This is a genomic window from Leucobacter alluvii (genome assembly GCF_039530485.1).
In the GTDB taxonomy this organism is placed as follows: domain Bacteria; phylum Actinomycetota; class Actinomycetes; order Actinomycetales; family Microbacteriaceae; genus Leucobacter; species Leucobacter alluvii.
The window spans coordinates 178022-201803 of the sequence record NZ_BAAAOP010000004.1; the positions used below are offsets into that span (position 1 = coordinate 178022).

The 23782-nt window shown below is 67.2% G+C and carries 22 protein-coding genes and 1 pseudogene; 3 read left to right on the forward strand and 20 right to left on the reverse strand.

Going from position 1 to position 23782, the window contains the following annotated elements; all coding sequences use genetic code 11:
* Positions 1-3: 3 nt before the first annotated feature.
* The 11 genes and pseudogenes from ABFX18_RS04245 to ABFX18_RS04290 all read right to left on the reverse strand — a co-directional run bounded on the left by ABFX18_RS04245 (position 4) and on the right by ABFX18_RS04290 (position 8741).
* A complete protein-coding gene (locus ABFX18_RS04245; RefSeq protein ID WP_141653188.1) occupies positions 4-330 on the reverse strand; it encodes a hypothetical protein in 327 nt (108 codons plus the stop codon).
* Between the two features lie 66 nt (positions 331-396).
* Positions 397-2403, reverse strand: coding sequence for a cytochrome c oxidase assembly protein (locus ABFX18_RS04250; RefSeq protein ID WP_200330671.1), 2007 nt, complete (start codon positions 2401-2403; stop codon positions 397-399).
* A 142-nt stretch (positions 2404-2545) separates the two neighbouring features.
* Positions 2546-2824 (reverse strand): HU family DNA-binding protein, encoded by a 279-nt coding sequence (locus ABFX18_RS04255; RefSeq protein ID WP_090145911.1) that lies wholly within the window; start codon positions 2822-2824, stop codon positions 2546-2548.
* Between the two features lie 281 nt (positions 2825-3105).
* Positions 3106-3411, reverse strand: a complete 306-nt coding sequence (gene rpsN, locus ABFX18_RS04260) for a 30S ribosomal protein S14 (RefSeq protein WP_090145910.1) — start codon at positions 3409-3411, stop codon at positions 3106-3108.
* Positions 3412-3413: 2 nt separating this feature from the next.
* Positions 3414-3581 (reverse strand): 50S ribosomal protein L33, encoded by a 168-nt coding sequence (gene rpmG, locus ABFX18_RS04265; protein WP_010155688.1) that lies wholly within the window; start codon positions 3579-3581, stop codon positions 3414-3416.
* Positions 3581-3817, reverse strand: coding sequence for a 50S ribosomal protein L28 (rpmB, locus tag ABFX18_RS04270; RefSeq protein WP_090145908.1), 237 nt, complete (start codon positions 3815-3817; stop codon positions 3581-3583). The genes rpmG and rpmB overlap by 1 nt, the downstream gene beginning before the upstream one ends.
* Positions 3818-4017: 200 nt before the next feature.
* Positions 4018-4644 (reverse strand): variant leucine-rich repeat-containing protein, encoded by a 627-nt coding sequence (locus ABFX18_RS04275; protein WP_346057513.1) that lies wholly within the window; start codon positions 4642-4644, stop codon positions 4018-4020.
* A gap of 12 nt (positions 4645-4656) precedes the next feature.
* Positions 4657-5556, reverse strand: a complete 900-nt coding sequence (locus ABFX18_RS04280) for a coiled-coil domain-containing protein (protein ID WP_346057514.1) — start codon at positions 5554-5556, stop codon at positions 4657-4659.
* 417 nt (positions 5557-5973) lie between these two features.
* Positions 5974-6132, reverse strand: a pseudogene (locus tag ABFX18_RS14275) (variant leucine-rich repeat-containing protein); the annotation flags it as partial.
* Positions 6133-6147: 15 nt separating this feature from the next.
* On the reverse strand, positions 6148-7107 hold the full coding sequence (locus ABFX18_RS04285) for a coiled-coil domain-containing protein (protein ID WP_346057515.1): 960 nt from the start codon (positions 7105-7107) through the stop codon (positions 6148-6150).
* A 290-nt stretch (positions 7108-7397) separates the two neighbouring features.
* Complete coding sequence (locus ABFX18_RS04290; protein WP_346057516.1) at positions 7398-8741, reverse strand: hypothetical protein; 1344 nt, start codon at positions 8739-8741, stop codon at positions 7398-7400.
* A 339-nt stretch (positions 8742-9080) separates the two neighbouring features.
* On the opposite strand from ABFX18_RS04290, the gene ABFX18_RS04295 reads away from it, so the two are divergent.
* The 3 genes from ABFX18_RS04295 to ABFX18_RS04305 all read left to right on the forward strand — a co-directional run bounded on the left by ABFX18_RS04295 (position 9081) and on the right by ABFX18_RS04305 (position 15153).
* Positions 9081-9890, forward strand: coding sequence for an SGNH/GDSL hydrolase family protein (locus tag ABFX18_RS04295; RefSeq protein ID WP_346057517.1), 810 nt, complete (start codon positions 9081-9083; stop codon positions 9888-9890).
* The gene (locus tag ABFX18_RS04300) at positions 9887-11113 is read left to right on the forward strand and encodes an MFS transporter (RefSeq protein WP_346057518.1); all 1227 of its coding nucleotides are present in this window, start codon (positions 9887-9889) and stop codon (positions 11111-11113) included. Before ABFX18_RS04295 ends, ABFX18_RS04300 begins: the two co-directional genes overlap by 4 nt.
* A 293-nt stretch (positions 11114-11406) precedes the next feature.
* Entirely contained in the window at positions 11407-15153 is a 3747-nt protein-coding gene (locus ABFX18_RS04305; RefSeq protein WP_346057519.1) for an efflux RND transporter permease subunit, read from the forward strand.
* A 129-nt stretch (positions 15154-15282) separates the two neighbouring features.
* Here the strand turns inward: ABFX18_RS04305 and ABFX18_RS04310 are convergent, their stop codons facing one another.
* From ABFX18_RS04310 to ABFX18_RS04350, 9 genes are all read right to left on the reverse strand, one after another.
* A complete protein-coding gene (locus tag ABFX18_RS04310) occupies positions 15283-16401 on the reverse strand; it encodes a threonine synthase (RefSeq protein WP_346057520.1) in 1119 nt (372 codons plus the stop codon).
* Positions 16402-16419: 18 nt separating this feature from the next.
* Positions 16420-17361 carry an amino acid ABC transporter permease gene (locus tag ABFX18_RS04315; protein WP_336662267.1) on the reverse strand — a complete coding sequence of 314 codons (942 nt, stop codon included), beginning with the start codon at positions 17359-17361 and terminating at the stop codon, positions 16420-16422.
* Positions 17358-18008, reverse strand: coding sequence for an ABC transporter permease subunit (locus tag ABFX18_RS04320; protein WP_090145895.1), 651 nt, complete (start codon positions 18006-18008; stop codon positions 17358-17360). Before ABFX18_RS04320 ends, ABFX18_RS04315 begins: the two co-directional genes overlap by 4 nt.
* A gap of 107 nt (positions 18009-18115) precedes the next feature.
* The gene (locus tag ABFX18_RS04325; RefSeq protein ID WP_090147289.1) at positions 18116-18997 is read right to left on the reverse strand and encodes a glutamate ABC transporter substrate-binding protein; all 882 of its coding nucleotides are present in this window, start codon (positions 18995-18997) and stop codon (positions 18116-18118) included.
* Positions 18998-19087: 90 nt separating this feature from the next.
* The gene (locus ABFX18_RS04330; RefSeq protein WP_090145893.1) at positions 19088-19864 is read right to left on the reverse strand and encodes an amino acid ABC transporter ATP-binding protein; all 777 of its coding nucleotides are present in this window, start codon (positions 19862-19864) and stop codon (positions 19088-19090) included.
* A gap of 165 nt (positions 19865-20029) precedes the next feature.
* The gene (locus ABFX18_RS04335; protein WP_346057521.1) at positions 20030-20824 is read right to left on the reverse strand and encodes a metal ABC transporter permease; all 795 of its coding nucleotides are present in this window, start codon (positions 20822-20824) and stop codon (positions 20030-20032) included.
* Positions 20821-21717: a metal ABC transporter permease gene (locus ABFX18_RS04340; protein ID WP_336662266.1), complete on the reverse strand. Its 897-nt coding sequence runs from the start codon at positions 21715-21717 to the stop codon at positions 20821-20823. Before ABFX18_RS04340 ends, ABFX18_RS04335 begins: the two co-directional genes overlap by 4 nt.
* A complete protein-coding gene (locus ABFX18_RS04345) occupies positions 21717-22619 on the reverse strand; it encodes a metal ABC transporter ATP-binding protein (RefSeq protein ID WP_346057522.1) in 903 nt (300 codons plus the stop codon). Before ABFX18_RS04345 ends, ABFX18_RS04340 begins: the two co-directional genes overlap by 1 nt.
* Positions 22616-23707, reverse strand: coding sequence for a metal ABC transporter substrate-binding protein (locus ABFX18_RS04350; RefSeq protein ID WP_346057523.1), 1092 nt, complete (start codon positions 23705-23707; stop codon positions 22616-22618). Before ABFX18_RS04350 ends, ABFX18_RS04345 begins: the two co-directional genes overlap by 4 nt.
* Between the last annotated feature and the right edge of the window lie 75 nt (positions 23708-23782).

The window sequence follows — 23782 nt, forward strand, 5'->3', positions numbered from 1 at the left end:
TGCCTATGGCTGGCGCGATGCCTCGATCCGCACCGCTTCCTGACGCGCCTCCGACGCTGCGACGATCGCCTGCTGCCGCTTCATCTGACGTGACAGCACGACCGACAGCACAACGCCGCCGACCAGCGCGACCCCGATGAGCAGATACAGGCCGAGATCCGGGTCGATGATGCGCGCGGCGTACATGAGCACGATGAGGATCGCGAGCACTGCGCCCTCCGTCAGCGCGAACCGCAGAAAGAACCGCATGCGCTCCCGCGTGAGCGCGTGCATCTCCTGCCTGCCGGTCGCGTCGAGGGGCGGTGCGCCGTGCACGTCGTGTTGCGTCATGACCATGAGGCTATCAAGCGTCGGAGGCCCGCATGCCGCCCCGCTCCGCCCGCGTCGCGCGCGCGGCTAGCGGCGCTGAGGGTCGCTCGCGCGCTTCCCGTCGCGGCGGGCCTGCTGGGCGAGCATCTCGTTGTACGCCTCGAGCTCGGCGCCGCCGGAGCGGTCGTCCGCGCGATCCTTGCGCTTCTGCTCCTTCTCATCGCTCCGCGACCACTGCACGGCCACGATCAGGGCCAGCGCGAGGGTCGGCAGTTCGCCGATGCCCCAGGCGATGCCGCCGCCCGTCGACTGATCCTCGAGGGGAGGAGCGCCCCACGTGCGCCCCATGGCCCCGTACCAGTCGGAGAGCAGCAGTCCGTCGCCCGTCATGATCGTGACGCCGAAGAAGGCGTGCGACGCCATCGTGGCGAACAGGGTGACGATGCGCAGGGGATACGGGAAGCGGTAGGGCACCGGGTCGACGCCGATCATCGACAGGTTGAAGAGGTAGCCGGAGATCAGGAAGTGGATGATCATCCACTGGTGCCCCAGGTGCTCCTCGGCGGCCCAGCGGGCGATCGGCGTGAAGTAGAACACCCACAGCGAACCGGAGAACATGACGGCGGCGAAGGCGGGGTGCGTCACGATCTTCGAGAAGGGCGTCTGCACGGCCCACAGAATCCATTCGCGACCGCCCCACGAGCCGTCGGATCGCTTGTGCGTCGCCCGAAGCGCGAGTGTGACGGGAGCGCCGAGAACGAGGCAGAGCGGGATCAGCATCGCGAACATCATGTGCCCGAGCATGTGCACGCTGAAGAGGTACTGCTCGTACGCGTTGAGCGCACCGTTCGTCGTGTAGGCGAGCAGCAGAATGCCGAGGAGCCATGCCGTCGTGCGGCCCGACGACCAGCGATCGCCGCGACGAGCGAGGCGCACGACCGCAGCGAGGTACATGCCCGCTGCGAAGATGCAGACGAGCACCCAGAGCAGGTCGAACTTCCACTCGGTGAGATAGCTCAGCGGCGTGAGCTCTGGCGGCAGGGGGTCGCCCGTGAGCCACTCGGCCGGACTGATCCCGCCCGGCTGGTCGCGCACCGGTTCGAGGGCCACCGGTGTCGCGGTGCGGCCGAGGGCGCCCGCGATGCCGCTCGCGACGCCCATGACGGCGAGCTCGCACACCACGAACCAGGCGAACGGGCGCATGCCTCGTGCGGAGTCAGCGATGCGCGGGATCAGGCGTACGCGCTGTATCGCGCCGAACGCCCCGAGCACCACGAGCGATCCCGTCTTGAGCAGCACGAGCTGCCCGTACCCGGTGCCGAGCAGAGCGTCCCAGGTGCCGACGCGCAACCACGCGCTCACGACTCCCGACGCCGCGACTCCGATGAAGGCGAGCAGCGCGATCGAGGAGTAGCGGGCGGTGACCGCGGCGAGTCGCCTGTGGTCGACCGCGCGCGCGATGAAGATGAGCGTGAGCAGACCGCCGAGCCACACTGCGGCGCCGACGATGTGCACGAGGAGCGCGTTCACCGCCGCACCGTGACCCGACGCCCCGGCCGCGTGCCCCTGCTGAGCGAGTGGAAGCGCGGTCGCCAGAGCCGCCACCAGCACGATCAGCATCAGCTTGCGGCCGCGAATCGCGAACGCGAGCACCGTCGTCACCGCCGCGAGCAGCAACTCGAGCAGCCAGAGTTGACCGAGTTCGATCTCCGTCAGGAACTGCGCGAGGCCGGCACCGAACGAGGCGTCACCGGAGAGCGGCTGGCTCGACACGTCGAGGTAGGTGAACAGCGTGGCCGCGGCACTCGCGACAGTGAGCACCGCTGCGGAACCGGCAGCGAGATCCATCGCGAGACGCGTCTCCGGGCGATCGCTCGCGAACACCCACACCGACATCACGATGGAGCCGATGAGAGCAGCCATCGCGATGTTCACGATCGTCCGGGTGAGCGGCAGCCCGACGCGCACGATCGCACCCGGGTCGGCGAGCGAGCGCTCGGCGGCCGCACCGCCGATGCTCAGACCGAGCCACAGCGCCAGGAGGGTCGCCGCGAGCAGCGCAGCGGGGGCGAGAACGCGGACGAAACGGGGCACCCGACTAGCCTACGCGTAGTGCGGTGGGAGCGTGATCGATGCCCCGTCGCCTGCGGTCCGGCTCATCACGCCGCCCGACGGGCCCCGAAACGACGAAGCTCCCGAGCCGCAACGCGGCCCGGGAGCTTCGAGGAAGACGATGTTACTTGACAGCAGCCTTGAGCTTGCTGCCGACCGACACCTTGACGCGCTTGCCAGCGGGGATGTCGATGGACTCGCCGGTGCGGGGGTTCCGGCCGGTGCGAGCAGCGGTGGTCGCGGTCTCGAAGGAGATCCAGCCCGGGATCGAGACCTTGTCGCCCGAAGCGACGGTCTCGGAAACAGCGGAGAACAGTCCGTCGATCACGCTGGAGACGGCGGCCTGGCTCTGGCCGGTCTCGGCAGCGATCTTCGCGACAAGCTCGGTCTTGTTGAGTGCCATGTTGTGTCCTTCCAAGGCGATGCGCCGCAACCGGGCACGCCCCTAGATCTTGGTTCAGGGTTCCCTCCGGATGGAGAGTCCGATCGATTGATCGGTTCGAATCTACCCCAATTCGGCGGAATGATGCGGAACTTCGGTCGGGGATTCCCCAGAGTGACGCACTGCGACCTGGTATTGCGGCTGATCGGAGACCGTTTCGGGTGCGGGGCGCCGGCAACGCAAAATGGCGTGGACCCCGAAGGATCCACGCCATTCTCAGCTCAAGCGCCAGCTACGAGTCGTTACCAGCTCGACTTGGTGATGCCGGGCAGCTCGCCGCGGTGCGCCATGTCGCGGAAACGCACACGCGAGACGCCGTACTTCGTCAGCACGCCACGGGGGCGGCCGTCGATGACGTCGCGGCTGCGCACGCGCACCGGTGACGCGTTGCGGGGCAGCTTCTGCAGGCCGACGCGTGCGGCCTCGCGGCTCTCGTCGGTGCCGTTCGGGTCCACGAGGGCCTTCTTCAGCTCGAGGCGCTTCGCCGCGTAACGCGCAACGATGACCTGGCGCTGCTTGTTCTTCGCAATCATGCTCTTCTTCGCCATGATTAACGCTCCTCTCGGAAGTCGACGTGCTTGCGGATGACCGGATCGTACTTCTTCAGCACGAGACGGTCGGGGGTGTTGCGACGGTTCTTCTTCGTCACGTAGGTGAACCCGGTGCCGGCCGTCGAACGGAGCTTGATGATCGGACGTACGTCCTTATCCTTAGCCATTAGAGCTTCACCCCGCGCTTCTGCAGATCAGCGATTACCGATTCGATACCGCGAGCGTCGATCATCTTGATGCCCTTGACCGAGAGGGTCAGGGTCACCTTGCGGCCGAGCGAGGGCACGAAGTAGGTCTTCTTCTGGATGTTCGGATCGAACCGACGCTTGGTGCGACGGTGCGAGTGCGAGATGTTGTGTCCGAAGCCGGGAACGGCGCCGGTCACCTGGCACACTGCTGCCATGATGTTTCCTCTCATACCGTGAGACCGGACGGCCTCACCCAAGATTTCTTGTCTGCACGAACCCGCGGCGAGATCGAGAATCGATTCGCTGCGATCAGTTCGCGCGGTCTGCGCACTGGGACGGCGCACAGCCAAACGCCGAGTCTACGTCAGGATCGCGTCGCGCGCAAACGCCATAGGTTCGTCAGCTTGTATCACGCTCAGCGCTCTAAAGAATGCTGCTCGCGCTGGACCTGCGCGAGACGATTTTCGGCCTGAGCGTATGCGAGCGATTCTTGCTCAAGAGCATACTCGAGATCACCGAGATTCGTCCGTACGATCTTCACGATGTCATCGAGTTCCGCCCGAGCTCCCACCTGCTCGCTGATCCGCCCCTCCGCCTCACGTATTCGCTCGTGCTCAGCCTCCAACGCAGCTTTTGCTTGGCCCAGATTCTGGCGCACAATCTCGGCCTCAGATTCGACCAGGCTCTTCCCGCGTACGAGAGACTGCAGTTCGTCTTCCGCCGCACGTCTCGCGCGATGCAGCCGTTCCGCTTCCTTTTCGGCGAGACGCCGCTCCCATTCTGGAAGCGGCCGGTCGCGTCTCCCGGGCTCCCCCGCGACCGGATATCTCGGTGCAGACGGCAGATCGCTCGTCCCCGCTCCTCGCGGCTGCCCAACGTTGCGCGATATCCAATCCGAAAGCATGGGAGTGGCATTGATATGCCCGCCGACGCTCTCCCGGAGCTCGGGAAACTTCGCGGCGATTTCAGCGAGTTCCGCGGGCCCTGTCATCGGCTTGGACAATAGTTCACGGGCTATGTCAAACGTGATTTTCAAAGTCATGAAGTTTCTATTTCAGGACTCGTCGAACGAGCGCTGCGCCGCGCCGAGAAGCGCCAAACGCTCCTCGAGCTCAACGCGCAACAGCCTCTCCCGACGCTCGCGGTCCTCTGCGGCCGAACGACTGTCGCTCTCCGCGTCGAGTCTCGCCTCGAGTGCCAGGCGCGACTGCGACTCGTCGAAGATCGTCTGTTCCAACTGCCGCGCACGAGTTCGCTCTTCCGTCAGCGCCGCCTCCAGCTCGGTGACGCGCAACTCAAGCTCAGCCTCCGCTGCGACAGTGGCAACCGAACGCTGCTCGGCCTGACGCTCCATCTCGGAGCGAAGCGACTCGAGTTCGTTCTGAACTCCGAGCAGCTGCTCGTTGAGTTCGTACGCCTGCCCCTCGGCGCCCTTTCGAGCGCTTCGCTCGACTGCAACCTGCGCCTCAAGCTCGGTTCGCATGAGCGATTCATTGCGTGCACGAGCCTCCGCCTCCGACCGCGTATCCGCTTCTGCCGCGAGCAACGCTTCCGTCTCGAACGCCAACTGCGAGACGACGGCGAGCCGCTCCTCGAGCGTCGCCCGCTCCCCTTCAAGTTGCTCCAGGTGATCCGCAGCCTGTTCGAGTTCACTCTCGATCGATGCCCGCTGCTGCACCTCGTTCTCGTGCAGCGCTGTCAGATCCTCGATCTCACGTCGCACTTCAACGAGTTGCGCTTCGAGGCTGCGGCACACCTCTGCTTCGTTCCGCGCAAGGGATTCTGCGCGTTCGCGCGCCTCCACTTCAAGCTTGCTCTGCGCCTCTGCTGAAGCACGCGCTCGCGCCTCAGCGAGCGTCTCCTCCTGTGAACGGTCTCGCGCCTCGAACGCGAGCTGCACTCTCGCTTCCGCTTCGAGCCTCGCCTTCACCTCCGCGTCCAGTTGAGTTCGCATCTCCCGGAGTCGATTGTCGGAATATTCGCGCAACTCCGTGTCTCGACCCACGGGCGACCGCGAGTTCTTCTGCTCCTCGAAAGTCGCAGCGTACCGGGCGCGAAGTCTCTCTAGCGAAGTCTGGCTCGAACTCGCCTGGGGCGCGGCGGCACTTGATGCGCCAACCTGCCCGTCGAATGCAGTTTTCGGCTGAGCTTCTGCGGTCCGGACCCCGGTCTTCGGACCGTCCCGGTCCTCCGCGTCACCGCGTGACTGCGCAGTGCCCGCTACCTCAATTCGCTCGTGTGCGGTCGCGGCGTCGGGCCGTCTCGGCGGTACCGCAGCCGGCGACGAAGGAGAATCAGCCTTCCCCTGGTACTCGGGCACGCTCAAGCCGTCGCCGGAGTCATCACCGCTCGACTCACGTTTCGCGACTTCGTCCATCCACTCGATGAGATCCTCGTAGACGTTCGGGTGCTGGCGAATGCGGTCGCGCAATGCCGCGTGTTGCGCGGCTATCTCTGCGAGGATCCGCGAAGACGTGCTCTGATCGGCAACGAGAATCTCCGCGGTCTGATCACTGATCTGCAATCTCATGTCGACACTCCTCCACTATCCGTTGTGACGGTCAGCACTTGCCTGGCGAAGATGCTCTTCGATCTGCGCGATGACGGTCTCCGTCTTTCTCGAAACACGGTGGTCATCGATGAACGTTCGAATGAACTCGGCTTCGTCATTGAGCGCTTCGAACCGCGCTTGAGCACGGGCATGGACCTTGTCCGAGAACATCTCGACCTGATTCACGAGGTTGTTGGAGTAGAGCTGTGCTTGTTCGATGAGGTCGGAGGCACGCTTCCGCGCCTCCGCGTGCTGCCGCTGCACCTCCTCCCGGAGACGCTCATGCAAAGCCTCGCTCTCCTGCCCGACGGCATACGCGCGCTCATTGATCTCCGCCGCCTTGAGGTTCGCCTGGTCCAGGATGGCCGACGAACGCTCAGTTGCCTCTGAAAGAACTCGATCGCACTGGGCTTCGACGTCGGCCTGACGTTCCAGCAGCGCGCGTTCGACTTCGATCGCATGGTGCTCGGTTTCTTCTCGGAGGCGGTGAATCTCTTCGCGCTGCTGGTCGATATGCGCCTGCGCTTCCTGTCGCGCCTGCATGATCTCGCCCTCGGCAACTGCGCGAATGTTCGCTGCGTCACGCTTGGCTTGCGTCACGGCCTCACTGGCCTCTCCCAGCCGAGCGTTCGCGATCGCCGCGACTTCGACAGCTGCCGTTTCTCCTTGTAGTGCTGCGTCTTTCGCTCGACGCTGCGCTTCATTGAGGATCTGCGCCGCCTGTTCCTCGCTGCTTCGGATCAGTCGTTGCGCCGCCGCCTCTGCTTCGACGGTGATCGACTCAGAGCGTCGTTTCGCCTCGTCGAGCATGTGCTCGGCCTGCACTTCCGCAGTGCGGAGCACCTCTTCAAACTTCGAACCCAGTCCAGAAAATGTCGGCTTCTGCGACTGAGCCTTGCTCAGGTTCTTATTGGCGATCTCGAGTTCTGTCTCGATCGCCCGCATACGTTCCATGAGCGAGCTTCGTTCACCCTGGAGTTCGTCGATCGTAGCATCGAGGTTTCTGAGCAGTCGGTCTACTTCGTGGCGAGAGTACCCCTTCCGTTCCGGGGAGATCGCGTAAGTGTGCATACCCATTGCGTGCATGTCTTTCTAGTAGGAGCTTGGCGTACTGCTGCGAATGTGACGTGGCTTGGTTCGCGAGCCAGTACGTCTCAAAATGTCGTCCGGTGACAAATGGAGAGTGCGGTGATCAAGGAAGCGAGAACTCGGAAGACGACAATCTCGGCGTGGGCAATGGCGCGTCATATGTTCATCTCGACATTCGCTCGGATGTATCCGGGAATCTCCGATGCATCGCTCATGGCGTCGGTGCTCTCGGCGAAAACAGGTGAGAAGTACACGTGAGGAAGCGACCAACTGGACATCGCGTTCATGACCGTTGGCAGGGCGAAGACCGCAATCACAGCGATGAGGAGCAGCACGACGAGAATCGCGAGAGCGATGTCCACGAAGCTCCACTTTTCATCGGCGCCCTGCGCATCGGCTTCTGCGACCGTGGTTCCGGCTGCCGCCTGGCCCGATTGCCCCGTCTTCTTCGCTTTGACCGCGGCGCGCATCTGCCGTTTGCGTTCCTTCGCGCGGTGCTTTTCTTCGCGCTCCTCGTGCCGAAGGTACTTCCGAGCATCACGGTCCGCTTTCTTGCGCTCTTTCTTGTCCAGTTCATCGATCGTTTCAGGTGGCTGGAATCCCGCACGCCGACGCGGGGAATCCTCGATCGTCTGCGAATCGCCCGGTTCGTTACGCGTCGAGGGAGCAGAGGTCGGCTCCTTCACCGCCGGTGCTGTAGGCGATGAAGGAGAGGCGAAGAGCTTCTCGGTTCCTGCAGAAGCCGCGGAACCGTCTACCCCGTCGACACGTAGAGTCTCCGGTTCCGCCATCGTATGCTGCGAATCAGCGAGGTTGGCGTCTCCGGCAGTGTGCCCCGCCGACCGAGTTGCTCCCTGTTGATCGGGCTCGAAGATCTCGATGTGAGGGCGTGGCGAATCCCCCGTCCGTTCGCCGTCCTCGACCGGTGTCGGGGACGGCGAACATGCTCGCGGGTTTTCCAGTGGGGAGTGATCTTCCGGCCCCGAGGCCTGCGCCTCGACCACAGCAGGCGCACCTGCACGTGCTTCAGGAGCGGGCACCTCGGGGGCGGGGGCGGGTGCCTGTGACTCGACACGCGGTGAGGGCACCTCGACACGCGGTAGGTCGCGAGTTGCGGCAGCGGCTCTCAACTCTGCCGTGTTTATGAGAGCTGCCCGGTGCGTGACGTCGGCACGGTTCTTCCGCAGAACAGCGACATTCGACTCGATCTTGGTCTGCTGCACCCGAAGATCTTCGAGGGTCGCTCTGACCCGCTCGAGCGCTCTACCCTCATCGGCCAGTCGCTGTTCGACCACGTGGCGCTTCTGAGCTGCCCGCTGAACCTGTCGCTGAACGGCTGCCAACTCCTCTCGAAGTTGCAGAAGCGTGACCTCGGCGGCTGCTTTCTCGCGCAACATTCGCAACAGCTCACGGTCGATCATGGCGCGAGATCGATCATCGCGGAGGGAGCGCGCCTGGGCCGAAGCGCGCCAATGGAAGTCAGTGCTGGTCTCCCCCATCACAGTCTCCCGATTCTTCACCTGCCCTTGGCCTCACGCGCTGGTGAAACTCCGCGTTCATCAGTTGTCACGCTCGGCTGGCACACCATGGAGCCAGCACTCGCACCGAGAAGCACGCCACCGGGTCCTGCACGACCCATCGGGTGAGCATGACTGGAGGCACTCGCATATTTCGGGTAAATGTACTTCGAACTACGTCACTGGCGGAGACGTTGCCCGGGATTTACGTACGATTTCACTGATCTTGCGTGATGCTTGCGCGTCGCCTCGCATTTGAAACGCGTATTTACGCGCTGTGGCTCCCGCAGCTGCGTGCGGCGATGGGCGTAGGCTGGGCCCGTGAGCGAGCCGCACGAAGCCACTGAACGGGCCCCGATCCGGTACGTCGCCATCGGCGATAGTTTCACCGAGGGGGTCGGCGATGAGCGACCCGACGGCTCCGTTCGCGGGTGGGCCGACCTCGTGGCGCAGGGGCTCGCGGATGCAACGGGCGCCGCCGTCGATTACGCGAACCTCGCCATTCGGGGGCGACTGCTCGCTCCCATCATCGCCGAGCAGCTCGAGCCGGCACTCGCCCTGCAGCCGACGGTCGTGACGTTCAACGGCGGCGGCAATGACATGCTGCGCCCGCGCACGAATATCGCGTGGGTCGCCGCGCAGACGGAGCACGCGCTGATGCGCATCCGCGATTCGGGCGCCGAGCCGATTCTGCTCGCCGGCGCCAATCCGACGGCGGGGCTACCCGGCGGTGCCCGTGTGCGAGTGAAAGGCGACGAACTCGTGCGAGCCGCGCGCGCCATCGCCGAGCGCCTCGACGTGCGCTTCGCAGACAACTGGAACGATCCGGAACTCGCCGGCGGGCAGTACTGGTCGCCGGATCGCCTGCACCTCGCGCCGGTCGGGCATCGCCGCGTCGCCGCCAACGTGCTGCGGGCGATGGGCTACACCGCGCCGGCCGATTGGGAGCTGAACGCCGCGGCGATCCCGCGCCCGACTCGGAGGGATCAGCTGCGCTACACCCGTGAGCACGTCGTCCCCTGGGTGCAGCGCCGCCTCACCGGGCGCTCCAGCGGAGACGGACGCACCGCGAAGTACGCCGAGTGGACGCGTGTGGAGCCGCGCGCACTCGGCGCCGACCCCGAGGCATGACCCAGCCCCGCGACTCGAGCGCCGGCCGCACGGGGCCGCTCGCAGCGGCATTGGCGCTCGCCGGGCTGCTGCTCGTCGCCGGCAACCTCCGAGCGAGTCTGACCTCGGTCGGCCCGATCCTCGATCGCCTGCAGACGGAACTCGAACTGAGCTCGCTCGCCGCGTCGATGCTCATCAGCCTGCCGCTGCTCGCGTTCGCCGGCGTTTCACCGTTCATGCCCAGGATCGCGCTCCGCTTCGGGCTCGAACGCCTGCTCGGCGGGAGTCTCGCGCTGCTCGCCGCCGGAATCGCGCTCCGGTCCGTCGGAGGGGTGTGGCTCTGGGCGGGCACCATCGTGCTCGGCGTCGCGATCGCCGCGCTCAACGTCTCCCTGCCCTCGTTGGTGAAGCGGGACTACCCGAAGCGCATCGGGCAGGTGACGGGTGCGTACTCCGTGGTGCAATCGGTCTTCGCGGCGATCGCAGCCGGCGTCTCCGTGCCGCTCGCCGACGCCTCAGAGCTGGGGTGGCGGGCGTCGCTCGGCATCTGGGCGGGGTTCGCACTCCTCGGGCTTGCCGCGCTCCTTCCGCGGATTCTGCGCTCGCGATCACCGCGCAACGAGCCGCCGAGTGAGACCATCGCACTGCCCGGCGGCGGCACCTCGCGCGACCGATTCTCCCCGTGGAGATCGGCACTCGCCTGGCAGCTCACCGCGTTCATGGGCGTGCAATCCGTCGCCTACTACATTCTGATTCTGTGGCTGCCCTCGATCGAGATCGCCGCCGGCATCTCCCCCGCGGCGGCCGGCTTCCACCTGCTCATCATGAACGCCGTCGCCATCGTCGGCAGCACGGTGTGCTCGGCCCTCATCCCCCGGTTCCGCGATCAGCGCGGCCTCGGCGCCGTCTCCGGCGTCTTCTTCGTGGTGGCGGCGGTCGGGTTGGCGTTCGCGCCCGAATGGGGAGCGCTGTGGGCCGGCTGCGGTGGGCTCTCGGGCGGAATCTCCATCGTGCTCACCCTCTCCTTCTTCGGCCTGCGCACGCATCATCACCGTCACGCCGCTGCCGTATCGGGCATGGCCCAAGCGGTGGGGTACCTCTGCGCGGCCGCCGGGCCTCCCGCCATCGGGCTGCTGCACGACGCGACCGGCTCATGGGCGCCGGCGCTCTGGACGCTGGGCGGCATCGGCGTGCTGGTCATGGGCCTCGGCGTGCTCGCGGGCCGCGACCGTTACGTGCGGTGACCGGGGCGGACCCGGCGCACGGAGCCACGCGGGGAGCGCGAATGCCTCGGAGAATCGGCGCGGGAGCCGCTTCCGGCTTCCCGGAATCATCCCGCGGGATGATCCGAAATGGTACCGGAGCACGATGCCGTCGAACGGTTCACCGGCCAAGCTGAAAGGGTTGATCTCGCCGCTCGGCCCGCGCCCGGCTGCGTTCCCCGTCACGCCGCTCCACGATGCACGGTCGCCGACGAATCCTCGGATCCGTCGGCCCCGATCCATCACGCAGTGCGAGACCCCAGCCGAAAGCGTTCATGTCGTTCCTCACGCGCACCAGTCTCAAGAACCGACTCATCGTCGGGCTCACCACCCTCGCGATCGCCGTGATCGGCATCGTCTCGATGGGATCGCTCAAGCAGGAGCTGATGCCCTCGATGCAGGTGCCGATGGCGTATGTCATGGCGCAGTCGCAGGGGCTCGCGCCCGAGGAGATGGCACGCACGGTCACCGAGCCGGTGGAGCAAGCGCTGCTCGCCGTGCCCGGTGTCACGAGCGTGACGTCGACGACGGCCAGCGGTGACGCGCAGATCCTCGCGGAATGGACGTTCGGCACCGACGACGACGAGACGTTGCGCGCCATTCGGAGTGCGGCCGAGGCGCTGCGGCCGACATTCCCCTCGGGCAGCGAGCTGCAGGTCATGTCGGGCGGCGCCGACGACATGCCTGCGATGATGCTCAGTGCTGGAACGTCGGGCGACCAGGAGGCCTTCGGCGACGCGCTCGCCCAGACCGTGGTCCCGGCATTGCAGAACGTCCCCGGCGTGCGCACGGTCGAGCTCGCCGGGCAGGAGGAGCATCGGATCTCGATCGACCTCCGCCCCGCAGACGTCACCCGCCTCGCAGTCGATCCGTCGACGCTGCAGCCCATCCTCCAGGCGAACGGCGCGGCGCTTCCCGCCGGTCAAGCCGAATCCGCCGAGGGGCCGATCTCCGTCACCGTCGGGGCCGCGCTCACGTCGATCGAAGACATCTCGAATCTGCCCGTGCCCACCGCGGAGGGTGCAGTGCGCATCTCCGACTTCGCCGACGTCGAAATGGAAGCGGTTCCCGCGCAGAACATCTCTCGCGTGAACGGCAACCCCTCGCTGACGCTGCAGATCACGCCGTCGCAGGGCGCGAACGTCGTAGACATCTCGCACGCGGTGAACGCCGAGCTCGATCGCCTCGCCCCCACCCTCGACGCCGAGTTCATCACCATCTTCGATCAGGCACCGTACATCGAGCAGTCGATCCACGATCTCTCGGTGGAGGGCGGGCTCGGACTCCTGTTCGCCGTGCTGGTGATTCTCGCGTTCCTCTGGTCGTGGAGGTCGACCATCATCGCCGCGGTGTCCATTCCGCTCTCCCTGCTCATCACCCTCATCGGCCTCTGGTCGAGCGGCAACACGCTCAACATCCTGACCCTCGGCGCGCTCACGATCGCGATCGGCCGTGTCGTCGACGACTCCATCGTGGTCATCGAGAACATCAGCCGACGGAGGGGCGACGGGCCGCTCACGATCGAGGGCGTCGTCGCCTCGGTGCGGCAGGTGGCCGGCGCCATCACCGCATCGACGCTCACCACCGTCGCGGTGTTCCTGCCGATCGCATTCGTGTCGGGCATCGCGGGCCAGCTCTTCCGGCCGTTCGCCATCACGGTATCGATCGCGCTCCTCGCCTCGCTCGTCGTCGCACTCACCATCGTGCCCGTGCTGGCCTTCTGGTTCCTGAAGAACGCCCCCGCCCATCGGGGCGAGCCCAGCGCCGAGACCGACGCGTCGGACGACGCCGAGCAGGATCCCGCCGCGGTCTCCGAACTCGACGAGATCCACACCGCACCCGACCGACTGCAGCGCACCTTCATGCCCGCGCTCAACGCCACCCGGCGCCACCCGGCCATCACGCTCGTCGTGTCTGGCCTGCTGCTCGTCGCCACACTCGGCATGACCGCGTTCATTCAGACGGACTTCCTCGGCTCCTCCGGCCAGGAGAGCCTGCAGCTCACGCAGGCGCCGCCCCAGGAGACCGGCGATGACCTCGTCGCCGCAGCTGAGCCCGTGGAGGCCGCACTCAGTGAGATCCCTGGCATCGCGGATGTGATGACGTCGATCCCCATGCCCACCCCGGGCACCCCGAGCACCATCAGTTACGATCTGCAGCTCGCCGATGACGCAGAGGTCGCCACAGTCGAATCGGCCGTGCAAGACGCGATCGATGCGCTGCCGGACTCGGGCGAGATCTCGCTCGCCTCGCAAGACGCGTTCGTCGCGGGGGCGGGCGACGGCATCGCGCTGCAGATCTCGGGCAACGACTCCGAGGCGCTCCGCGAGGCCAGCGACCTGCTCGAGCAGCAGCTCGCCGACGCCGACGGGGTCCGCTCCGTGACGAGTGAACTCTCGGGGGAACAACCCGTGCTGCGCGTGCGGGTCGACGAGCTCGAAGCGACGCGTCTCGGGTTCGACCGGACGACCATCGCGACAGCGGTGCAAGAGGCCCTCACAGGATCGACCGTGGGCTCGCTCATGCTCGACGGCCAAGAGCGCGACATCATCGTGCGCACCCCCGGCACTGCGCGCGCCGCCGACCAGCTCGGCGAGGTGCTGCTGCCCGTCACAGCTCAACAGACGGCGGAGGCGCAGAAGGCCGCGAACCAGGTGCTCGAGGACAGAGCCAAAGCCGAAGCGGAGACCGCGCGCATCGAGGCGGCGAACGAACTCGACTCCCAGATCGCCGAAGCGGCGAATCAGCGGGCCGAGCTGGTGTCCCAGATCGGAGCGCTGAACGAGCAGCTCGCACAGCTCTCGAGCGCGCCGATCGTCCCGGAGGAGCCGCGCACCCCCGACGAGGATGCGATGCTGCGGGCGCAGCAGGAACGCGCTGAGCAGCTCGCCTCGCTGCAGGGCGCGCTCGAAGGCGCCCAGTCGGGCATCACCGGCATGGATGAGCAGATCGCCTCGCTCCGCCAGGCGCAGAACGATGCGGCGACGCAGCAGGCCGAAGCCGAGGCGGCGGAGGCCGAACAGCGCGCAGCCGCCGAGGTCACCGGCGCCGCGATCCCCCTCTCCGCGATCGCGACCGTCGAGGAGGAACTCACCGCGCCGACGATCACGCGCGCCGATGGCGAGCGTCAGGTCTCGCTGACCGTGACTCCGAAGGAGGGCGAGCTCGAGACCGCGAGCCTCTCGATCGACACCGCGATCGCCGAGACCGAGCTGCCGGCCGGCGTGCAGTTCGAACAGGGCGGCGCGGCGGCCCAGCAAGACGAGGCGTTCGGCCAACTCGGCCTCGCGATGCTCGCCGCGATCATGCTCGTACTGCTCGTGATGGTCGCCACCTTCCGCAGTTTCCGCGGGCCCCTGGTGCTGCTCATCTCGATCCCGTTCGCCGCGACCGGCGCCATCATCGGGTTGCTCGTCACCAACACAGCCCTCGGGCTTCCCGCCCTCATCGGCCTGCTGATGCTCATCGGCATCGTGGTGACGAATGCCATCGTGCTCATGGACCTCGTGAACCGCCTCCGCGAGGCCGGCGCCACCCTCGACGAGGCGGTGGAGCACGGCACCCGACTGCGTCTGCGCCCGATCCTCATGACCGCGGCAGCCACGGTGTTCGCCCTGATCCCGATGTCGCTGGGCCTGACCGGGGGCGGTGTGTTCATCTCGAAGCCCCTCGCGATCGTCGTGATCGGCGGCCTCGTATCATCGACGCTGCTCACGCTCATCCTGGTGCCGATCCTCTACACGCTCGTCGAGCGCCGCCGTGACCGCAAGATCGCGAAGCGCGAGGCGCGTCGCGCGAGAAAGCTGGAGCGGCAGGCCGAGAGTGCGGGCGCTCCCGGCGAGGCCCGCGAGGCCCAGCGAGCATTCGCTGCCGAGCAGCGCTCGGCGAAGGGCTCCGCCCGCGAGGCGAAGCGCGAAGCCAAGCGCGAGGCGAAGGCGGCCCGCCGGGATGCTCGCGCGGCGCGCAGGGAGAGCGGCAGTCGGGAAGACGAGAGCGGCGAGGCAGGTGAGGTCGGGCAGTAGCGCCGCACCTTGGTGCGTCCCGCCCCGCCCCGGGTGCTCGGCTGCGCGGCGCGAAGCTGCGCGGCGCGAAGGCACAGCCTCGGCGCAATGGCGCGACGGGGCGACGGCGCGAGACGCCTGAGCGGTGCCTCACGCCGCGGCCTTCAACCCGGACCCGGTGAGCAGCACGACCGTCGTCTCGGAGGGCAGGACCGCGCCGCGCGCGACGAGCTCGCTCACCGCTGCGGCAGCCGTCGCGCTCGTCGGCTCGGCGTAGAGTCCGTGCGAGGCGAGCTCCGCGTGCGCTGAGCGGATGTCCGCTTCCGGAATCGCCACCGTGCCGCCGCCGCTCTCGCGCAGTGCGTCGAGCATCGCGCCGAGCCGCAGTGGGTGGGAGATCGCCGTGCCTTCGGCGATGGTCGCGCGCACCGGGCGGTTCGGCACCGGTTCTCCTGGTTTCACGTGGAACGCCGCATCCATCGGCGAGCAGTTGAGCGGCTGCGCGGCGTAGAGCCTCGGCACGCGCTCGATCTGGCCGGCGCGCAGCAGTTCGCGGAAGCCGAACGCGCACCCGAGCAGGCTGCTCCCCGCACCCACCGGCAGCACGACGGCGTCGGGAGCGCGGAACCCGAGGTCCTCCCAGATCTCGTAGGCGAGGGTCTTCGTACCCTCCAAGAAGAACGGCTGCCAGTTGTGGCTGGCGTACCAGCCCGCACCGTGCGCAGCCGCAGCGATCGCCGCCTCCTGCGAGGCGACGCGCGGTCCCTCCACCAGCTCGATGCGCGCCCCGTACGCGCGCGCCTGCACGAGCTTGCCGGGCGAGGTGGTCGCCGGCGCGAAGACCGTGACGCCGAGCCCGCCCGCGGCCCCGTAGGCGGAGATCGCGGCTCCGCCGTTGCCCGAGCTGTCCTCGATCACCGCGCGCGCCCCCTGCTGCCGCAGCACCGAGAGCATCACGCTGGCGCCCCGATCCTTGAAGCTGCCGGTCGGGGAGCACCACTCCAGTTTCCACAGCGGCCGAGCGCTCCCCCAGACGCCGGGCACCAGCGGAGTCCGCCCCTCGCCGAGCACGAGTGGTTCGTCGACGTCGAGGGCGAAGGCGGCCCGGTACCGCCAGAGCCCGGGAGCGCCGTGCTCGATATCCGCGCGGGTGATCCCCCGGCCCGGCGCGAGCAGCAGCGGTCCTCCCGAGTCCGAACGCCAGCGACCCGGCTCGAGCGCGTATCGTGCACCCGTCGCCGGGTCGAGGTAGGGAAGGTCGTCGCTCACGTGCGCCTCAGCGAGAGATCAACGGGTCCGGCGGCGGCCACCGGCATCGTCGTCGCCGTCGGTCGCGCCGAGCCCTGCACCGAGCTCACCGCCGATCGAGGCCGCCACCGCTGCCGGCTTGGCCGCGGCCGTCGGCTTTCCGCTGCGCGTCGCTGCGAGCCGGCCTGCACGACGACCGAGCCACGACACCGTGAGGTTGATCGCCAGGTAGATCACGACGGCCACCACCCAGAAGGTGAAGAGGTATCGGTTGCCGTAGAACGTGGACGCCTGCTTCACCGTCGAGGCCAGCTCGGAGTAGGCCACGATGTAGCCGAGCGAGGTGTCCTTCAAGAGCACGACGAGCTGCGCGATGATGATCGGCAGCATCTGAGTGAAGGCCTGCGGGAACTCGATGAGCAAGCGCGTGCGCACCGGGGTCAGACCGATGGAGAGCCCCGCCTCCCGCTGGCCCTTGTTGAGGGCCACGATGCCCGCGCGCAGGGCCTCGCCGATGATCGCCCCGTTGTAGATGATGAGTGCGATGACCACCGCGCCGAACGCACCGGTCGACGCCACGAGCAGGATGAAGAGCATCATCAGCAGCACGGGCATCCCGCGGAAGAATTCGAGCAGCACGGTCGTCGGGATGCGGATGAATGCGTTCGTCGCCAGTCGTCCGAACGCGAAGACCATGCCGAGCAGCACCGCGCCGACCATCGCGACCGCAGCGGCGCGCAGGGTGTTCCACACGCCCCGTCCGATGAACTGCCAGACCTCGCCGTAGGCGAGCACGTCCCAGCGCGACGCGTCGAACATTCCGGGGTTCTCGTTGCCGTTGACCGAGATCTGCGGCTGAGCCAACCGCCAGACCACCCAGCCGAGCAGTGCCGCGAGCGCGATGACTCCGACGACGGAGATGATGCGGGATCGCCGACGCGCTTTCGGGCCGGGGGCGTCGTAGAGAACGGTCGCACTCATCGCAGCACCCGCACCTTCTTCTCGATCTGCCCGGCGAGCAGGCCGAGCGGAATGGTGATCAGGAGATAGAAGCAGGCGACACCGACGAGAATCGGGATCACCGCCTGGCCGTTGCTGTTGGTGAGCTGCCGTGCGGTGGCGAACAGCTCGACCACGAAGAACCCGCCGGCGACCGACGTATTCTTCGTCAGCGCGATGAAGACGTTGATCAGGGGCGGGACGACCATGCGCAGCGCCTGGGGCAGCACGATCAACGAGAGCGTCTGCCCGAAGCCGAGCCCGATGGAACGGGCGGCCTCGGCCTGACCGACGGGCACGCCGTTGATGCCGCTGCGGAGCGCCTCAGCCACGAATGGCGAGGTGTAGACGGCGAGCCCGATGGAGGCGAGCAGCGCGTAAGGCGGCTTGTCCGGCACGATCAGCGGCAGCACGAAGACCATGAAGAGCAGCAGCAGGGTCAGCGGAATATTGCGGATCAGCTCGGTGTATGCCGTCGCGAAGCCGCGCAGCGACGACACCGGGCAGATGCGCAGCACGGCGACGACGAGTCCGATGAGCAGCGCGCCGACACCTCCGAAGAGCAGCAGCTGCAGCGTCATCAGGAAGCCGGCGAGAATGTCGTCGGCGTTCGCCAGTAGGACGTCCACGATCGGGATCCCTTCTTGAGGGCGGATCCCGGGGGCGGCTCGCACCGCCCCCGGGTCAGCTCAGTTCCGAACGAGTGGATGGATAGGAGAAAAGGTGTCGAGCGAGGTCAGTAGCGGTCGATCGCCGGGGGTTCCGGCGTCTCCAGCACCTTGCCGGCGGTCTTCTCCCAGGCCGCCGCCCAGTCGCCGTTGTCGAAGGACTCCTCGAGCGTGTCGTTCACGAAGGCGCGGAACTCGTCGTCGCCCTTCATGAGCCCGATGCCGTAGGGCTCCTCGGTGAACGGGTTCTCGACGACCTCGAACTCGCCCTCGTTCTGGTCGGCGAGGCCGGCGAGGATCACGTTGTCGGTCGACACTGCGACGACCTCACCCGAACGAAGCGGCTCGAGGCAGTTGGAGTAGGTGTCCGTGGCGAGGACCTCGACGCCGGCCTCCTTCAGGTTCTCCTCGGAGGTCGAACCGGTGACCGAGCAGACCTTCTCGCCCTTCACATCGTCGATGCCCGTGATGCCGTCGGGGTTGCCCGAGAGCACGAGGAGGTCCTGACCCGCGGTGTAGTAGGGGCCGCCGAAGTCGATGACCTTCTTGCGGTCGTCGTTGATCGTGTACGTGGCGATGACCAGGTCGACCTCGCCGTTCTCGATGAAGGGCTCGCGGTTCGCGGAGACCGCTTCCTTCCACTCGATCTGGTCTTCCGAGATGCCGAGCTTCGCGGCGATGATCTTGCCCATCTCGACATCGAAGCCCTCGGGGGAGTTCGTGGTGGGGTTCATCAGGCCGAAGAGCGGCTGGTCGTACTTCGTGCCGATCGTGATCTTGCCGGCTTCATTCAGCTTCGCCATGGTCGTGCCGTCTTCGAAGCTGACGTCCTCCGCCGGCGCCGGCGCCGACGATTCCTCGCCGGCGTCGTTCGGCGAGCCGGAGGCGCAAGCGGTGAGGGCCAGGAGTCCTGCTGCGGCGAGGACGGCTCCGTACTGAGCAATTCGCATCATTTCTGCTTTCTCTTCGGTGAGTTGGGGCGCGGTGACGCTGTCGGCCTGCGGCCAGCGGCGTCGAATTCGTTGCGGGGGGGGGACGAGTCAGTGGCCCAGGATCTTCGACAGGAAGTCTTGCGACCGCGACGTCTTCGGGTCGGTGAAGAACTGCTCGGGTGTCGCCTCTTCGACGATCTGGCCATCCGCCATGAAGATGATGCGATCGGCCGCGCGCCGGGCGAAGCCCATCTCGTGCGTCACCACCAGCATCGTCATCCCGTCGTTGGCCAGCCCGATCATCACGTCGAGCACTTCGTTGATCATCTCGGGATCGAGTGCCGAGGTCGGCTCGTCGAGCAGGATGAGCTTCGGATCCATCGCGAGTGAGCGGGCGATGGCGACGCGCTGCTGCTGGCCGCCGGAGAGCTGCGAGGGCAGCTTCTGCGCCTGATTGGCGATGCCGACGCGTTCGAGCAGCGCCATCGCCTTCTCCTCCGCATCCTTGCGAGAGAGCCCGCGCACCTTCATCGGACCGAGGGTGACGTTCTGCAGGATCGACTTGTGCGCGAACAGGTTGAACTGCTGGAACACCATGCCGACGTCGGCGCGCAGCGTGGCGAGCCCGTTCCCCTCTTCGGGAAGCGGCTGGCCGTCGATCGAGATCGTGCCGGAGTCGATCGTCTCAAGGCGATTGATTGCGCGGCAGAGCGTCGATTTTCCGGAGCCCGAGGGCCCGAGCACGACGACCACCTCGCCACGGCCCACCTGCGTGTTGATGTTGTTCAGCACATGCAGATCGCCGTAGTGCTTGTTCACCGAATCGATGATGACGAGCGGCTCCCGATCGTCGCGGACCACTCTGACCGCTGTCGTGTCTCCCATGCTGCGATCGTACAAACAGAGCGGCTCGCGGTGCTAGTTCTTGTGCCACTGCCACAAAGCTGGTTAGGGTGAGGGAAAACGCCTGATGATCGGCCAGAACGCTCGAAGATGCGCACCGAAGTGCCGAGCGTTCTCGAATGAATGCCCGAATCGGTGACGCAATCGTTACCGAGCTGACACCTTCCGGGCGCCCCATACCGCGCAGATGAGGAACATCGCGGTGAGCACGAGCCCGACCGATCCACCCGCCGCGATCGAGAACTCCCTCGAGATCCACAATCCGATCAGACCCCCCGCGATCCCCAGCACGGCCGAGATCACCGGTATCCACTCGAGCCGCTGAGTCAACGCGCGCGCAGCCGCGGCAGGGGCGATGAGCACTGCGACGCCGAGGATCGCGCCGACCGCAGGCATCGCGACGACGACCGATGCGGCGATCACTCCGGTCACGGCGAGCTCGATCGGCCAGCTGCGGAAGCCGGCCGCGGAGAAGCCGACCGGGTCGAACGTGTGGAAGAGCATGCGGCGCCCGAACACCGCGACGAGCACGAGGGCTGCGACCAGCACGCTCGCGGTCACGACGACGTCGGTGAGGCTCACCCCGAGCGGCGAGCCCACGAGCAATGCCTCGACCGGTACGCCGAGCCCGGGGTTCAGTGCGGCGAGCAGCGTGCCGAGCGCGAAGCCGAACGAGAGCACCACTCCGCTCGTGACCTGACGACCCTGTCCGGGAATGCGGGCCAGCACCGTCATGGCGAGCACGAGCACCGCTGCGAAGAGCGCCTGGCCGATCAGCAGGTTCCACCCGGCCAGCGCGAACACCACGCCGCCCGGAAAGGTCGCGTGGCTGAGCGCCACGGCGAAGAACGAGCGCCGGCGCAGCACGATCAGCGTGCCGGCGACTCCGGAGAGCAGGCCGAGCAGCACGAGTTCGAGCGACGCGAGTGCGAAATAACTCATGCCGCGACCGACCTCCGCAGGGCCGCGGCACCTCCGCGGATCAGTGCCGCGACCACATAGGCGGCGACGAGCAGGAGCACCACGACAGCCCCCGGAGACACCGTCGCCCCCAGCGACGTCGACCACTCGAATGAGAGCCACAGCCCCGCGATGCCCGCCCCGAGGGGAAGCAGGATCGCGACGGGGATGAGCAGCGCGAATCCGCGCGTGAGCAGTCGCGCCGCGGCCATCGGAACGGTGAGCAGTGCGATGACCATGAGCACGCCCAGCGCCTGCACCCCGGCCACGACGAGCAGCGCGACGGCGACCGAGAGTGCGAGGTCGGCGCGCAGCACCCGGAACCCCGCGGCCTCAGCCCCGGCGGCGTCGAACGAGCGGAAGAACTGCGCGCGCCAGGTGAGGCCCACGACCGCGACCGCGACGATCGCGACGATGAGGATCTGCCAGAGCTGCGTCTCGGTCACCGTGAGGAGACGCCCGAACAGCAGTTCCTTGAGTTCCGAGACGTAGCCCTCCTGCTTCGACACGAGCACCACGCCGAGGCTGAAGAGCCCGGTGAGCACCACCGCGATCGCCGCGTCGGCCCCGACGCCGCCCCGATGCTCGATGACGGTGAAGAGCACGGCTGCGAGGATCGCGGCGACCACCGCTCCCGGGAGCAGACCGGCGGAGCCGCCGATCGCGGAGCCGACGACGAGGCCGGGAAACACGGAGTGCACGAGACCGTCGCTCACGAACTCGAGTTCCCGAAAGCTGATGAAGAGCCCGACGATGCCGGCCGCGACCGCGAGGATCGCGACGGTGACCAGGGCGCGCCACATGAACGGCAGTGAGAAGATGTCGATCGGACCGAGCAGCATGAGGTGGAAGGCGGGCGACAGCACCGACGGCATCACTCGGTCTCCCGCGTCGTCGTCACGGTGTGGTGATCGAGTTCCACCGTCGTGTCCTGGAACGCGTGCTGCACCGCGTCGAGGGTGAGCGCCTGTTCGACGGGACCGTACGCCGCCGGATGGCCCGGCTGATTCGGGTGGTGACCGCTCGCGAGCAGCAGCGCGTGGGAGCACGCCTCCTGAGCGATCTCCAGATCGTGCGTCGACACGATGATCGTGCGCCCCTCTGCTCGCAGCTCTCTCACGAGACGCAGCAGCACGTCGCGGTTCTCCCGATCGAGCCCGTTGAAGGGTTCGTCGAGGAGGAGGAGCTGCGGGTCGGAGACGAGCGCCCGCGCGAGAATGCCCCGCTGCTGCTGACCGCCCGAGAGCTCGCCGAAACGGCGCGACGCCCAGGCGGAGAGACCCACGCGTTCGAGCGCGCGAGAGACCGCCTCGCGGCCGGTTCGGCCGATCGGGCGCAGTGCTCCGCGCGAGCGGTAGAGACCCATGGTCACGACCTGGCGGAGCGTGACCGGAAGCGTCGCATCGCGGGTGTCCGCCTGCGGCAAGGACCCGATGCGGCGCCTGGCACGATCCGGAGTCTCGCCGAGCACCCGGATCGAACCGCCGGTGAGTTCGGCCAGCCCCAGGATGCCGCGCAGCAGCGTCGATTTGCCCGAGCCGTTCGGTCCGATCAGCGCGACCGCAGCACCCACGGGAACCGCGAGCGTCAGGCCCTCGACCCGCGACGTCCCGTGGTATCCGAAGGCTGCCCCTTCGAGCACCAACGCCGCATCGGAGGCTGCGAGCGCGCCTCTCTCGGCACCCCCGTCGGCCCCGCCTGCCTGCATCGGCTCCGGGGCTGCGCAGTGCTGCGCGTCGCCGGGATCAGATGCTGCTGCGTCGCGTGCGGCCGTCATCCCTGCAGACTATCGGGCACCGCATCCACCTGGGCGCCCCACGCGTCGAGAATGAGTTCCGTGTTGTGCACCGTCGCGCCGATGTAGGTCGCTCCATCGCTGTCGGGTGCGCCCAGCGAATCCGCGTAGAGGTTCTCGGAGTCGACGACCTCGACGCCCGCCTCGTCGGCGATCGTCTGCGCGAGCTTCGGGCTCATCGACGACTCGACGAATACCGCTCGCACGCCGTGCTCTTCGATGGAGGCGACGAGCGCGTCGATTTCGGCGGCGCTCGGCTCGGCGTTGTCTTCGAAGCTGGGCAGGATCGACCCGGCGAACTCGATCCCGTAGTCATGCAGGTAGTACCGGAGCGAATCGTGGCCGCTCACGAGCACCCGCTCGTCTGCCGGCACCCGTTCGAACTGCGCGGCGATCCACGTGTCGAGCTCTTGCAGACGCTCGGTGTACGACGCGGCGCGCTGCTCGTAGTCGCCCGCGTGATCCGCGTCCGCCGCTGCGAGTCCGTCGGCGATCTCCGTCACCATGCCGACGGCGTTCTTCGGCGACGTCCAGATGTGCGGGTTCACGTCGCCGTGATCGTGGTCGTGCTCGGCATCATCCGCGTGATCGTGTTCGTGATCCGCTTCGTCAGCGTGCTCGGCATCGCCAGCGTGCTCGTGCTCGTGCTCGTCCGTTGCGGCACCCTCGGCGGTGATGTGCTTCGCCTCGTCGAGGTCGATGCCATCGGCCGCCGTGATGATGGTGCCGTCGAAGCCGGAGGCATCCACCGCATCGTCGACGAAGCTCTCGAGGTCGGCCCCGTTCACGATCAGCACGTCGGCCTCCCCGAGCGCCAGCAGATCGGCGGGGCTCGGGTCGAAGTGGTGCGCCGAGGCGTTCGGGGCGAGCAGGCCGGTGAGCTCGATGTCGTCGCCCCCCACTTCGCTCGCGAAGTCGGTCAGCTGCGTCGTGGTCGCGACGACCTTGAGCCCGGCGTCGCCGCCGTCGTCGGCATTGGCGCCGCCGCTGCAGGCGGTGAGTGCCAGGAGCGATGCGAGTGCTGCGGCGGCGAGAACGGCGGGTTTCACGGAGCGGGGCTTCTGAGTCATGACACACTTTCTAATGAGAACGAGTATCACTATACACCCCACGCCGGGAACGGCGTCCTCGCTGCACCGGCACCA

Excerpts from the sequence above, each read along its gene's own strand:
- ABFX18_RS04245 (WP_141653188.1), bottom strand. The coding sequence starts at position 330 with ATGACGCAACACGACGTGCACGGCGCACCGCCCCTCGACGCGACCGGC.
- ABFX18_RS04255 (WP_090145911.1), bottom strand. The coding sequence starts at position 2,824 with ATGGCACTCAACAAGACCGAGCTTGTCGCGAAGATCGCTGCCGAGACC.
- rpsN (WP_090145910.1), bottom strand. The coding sequence starts at position 3,411 with ATGGCGAAGAAGAGCATGATTGCGAAGAACAAGCAGCGCCAGGTCATC.
- rpmG (WP_010155688.1), bottom strand. The coding sequence starts at position 3,581 with ATGGCTAAGGATAAGGACGTACGTCCGATCATCAAGCTCCGTTCGACG.
- rpmB (WP_090145908.1), bottom strand. The coding sequence starts at position 3,817 with ATGGCAGCAGTGTGCCAGGTGACCGGCGCCGTTCCCGGCTTCGGACAC.
- ABFX18_RS04275 (WP_346057513.1), bottom strand. The coding sequence starts at position 4,644 with ATGACTTTGAAAATCACGTTTGACATAGCCCGTGAACTATTGTCCAAG.
- ABFX18_RS04280 (WP_346057514.1), bottom strand. The coding sequence starts at position 5,556 with ATGCGAACTCAACTGGACGCGGAGGTGAAGGCGAGGCTCGAAGCGGAA.
- ABFX18_RS04285 (WP_346057515.1), bottom strand. The coding sequence starts at position 7,107 with ATGGAACGTATGCGGGCGATCGAGACAGAACTCGAGATCGCCAATAAG.
- ABFX18_RS04290 (WP_346057516.1), bottom strand. The coding sequence starts at position 8,741 with ATGGGGGAGACCAGCACTGACTTCCATTGGCGCGCTTCGGCCCAGGCG.
- ABFX18_RS04300 (WP_346057518.1), top strand. The coding sequence starts at position 9,887 with ATGACCCAGCCCCGCGACTCGAGCGCCGGCCGCACGGGGCCGCTCGCA.
- ABFX18_RS04305 (WP_346057519.1), top strand. The coding sequence starts at position 11,407 with ATGTCGTTCCTCACGCGCACCAGTCTCAAGAACCGACTCATCGTCGGG.
- ABFX18_RS04315 (WP_336662267.1), bottom strand. The coding sequence starts at position 17,361 with ATGAGTGCGACCGTTCTCTACGACGCCCCCGGCCCGAAAGCGCGTCGG.
- ABFX18_RS04325 (WP_090147289.1), bottom strand. The coding sequence starts at position 18,997 with ATGCGAATTGCTCAGTACGGAGCCGTCCTCGCCGCAGCAGGACTCCTG.
- ABFX18_RS04330 (WP_090145893.1), bottom strand. The coding sequence starts at position 19,864 with ATGGGAGACACGACAGCGGTCAGAGTGGTCCGCGACGATCGGGAGCCG.
- ABFX18_RS04335 (WP_346057521.1), bottom strand. The coding sequence starts at position 20,824 with ATGAGTTATTTCGCACTCGCGTCGCTCGAACTCGTGCTGCTCGGCCTG.
- ABFX18_RS04340 (WP_336662266.1), bottom strand. The coding sequence starts at position 21,717 with ATGCCGTCGGTGCTGTCGCCCGCCTTCCACCTCATGCTGCTCGGTCCG.
- ABFX18_RS04345 (WP_346057522.1), bottom strand. The coding sequence starts at position 22,619 with ATGACGGCCGCACGCGACGCAGCAGCATCTGATCCCGGCGACGCGCAG.
- ABFX18_RS04350 (WP_346057523.1), bottom strand. The coding sequence starts at position 23,707 with ATGACTCAGAAGCCCCGCTCCGTGAAACCCGCCGTTCTCGCCGCCGCA.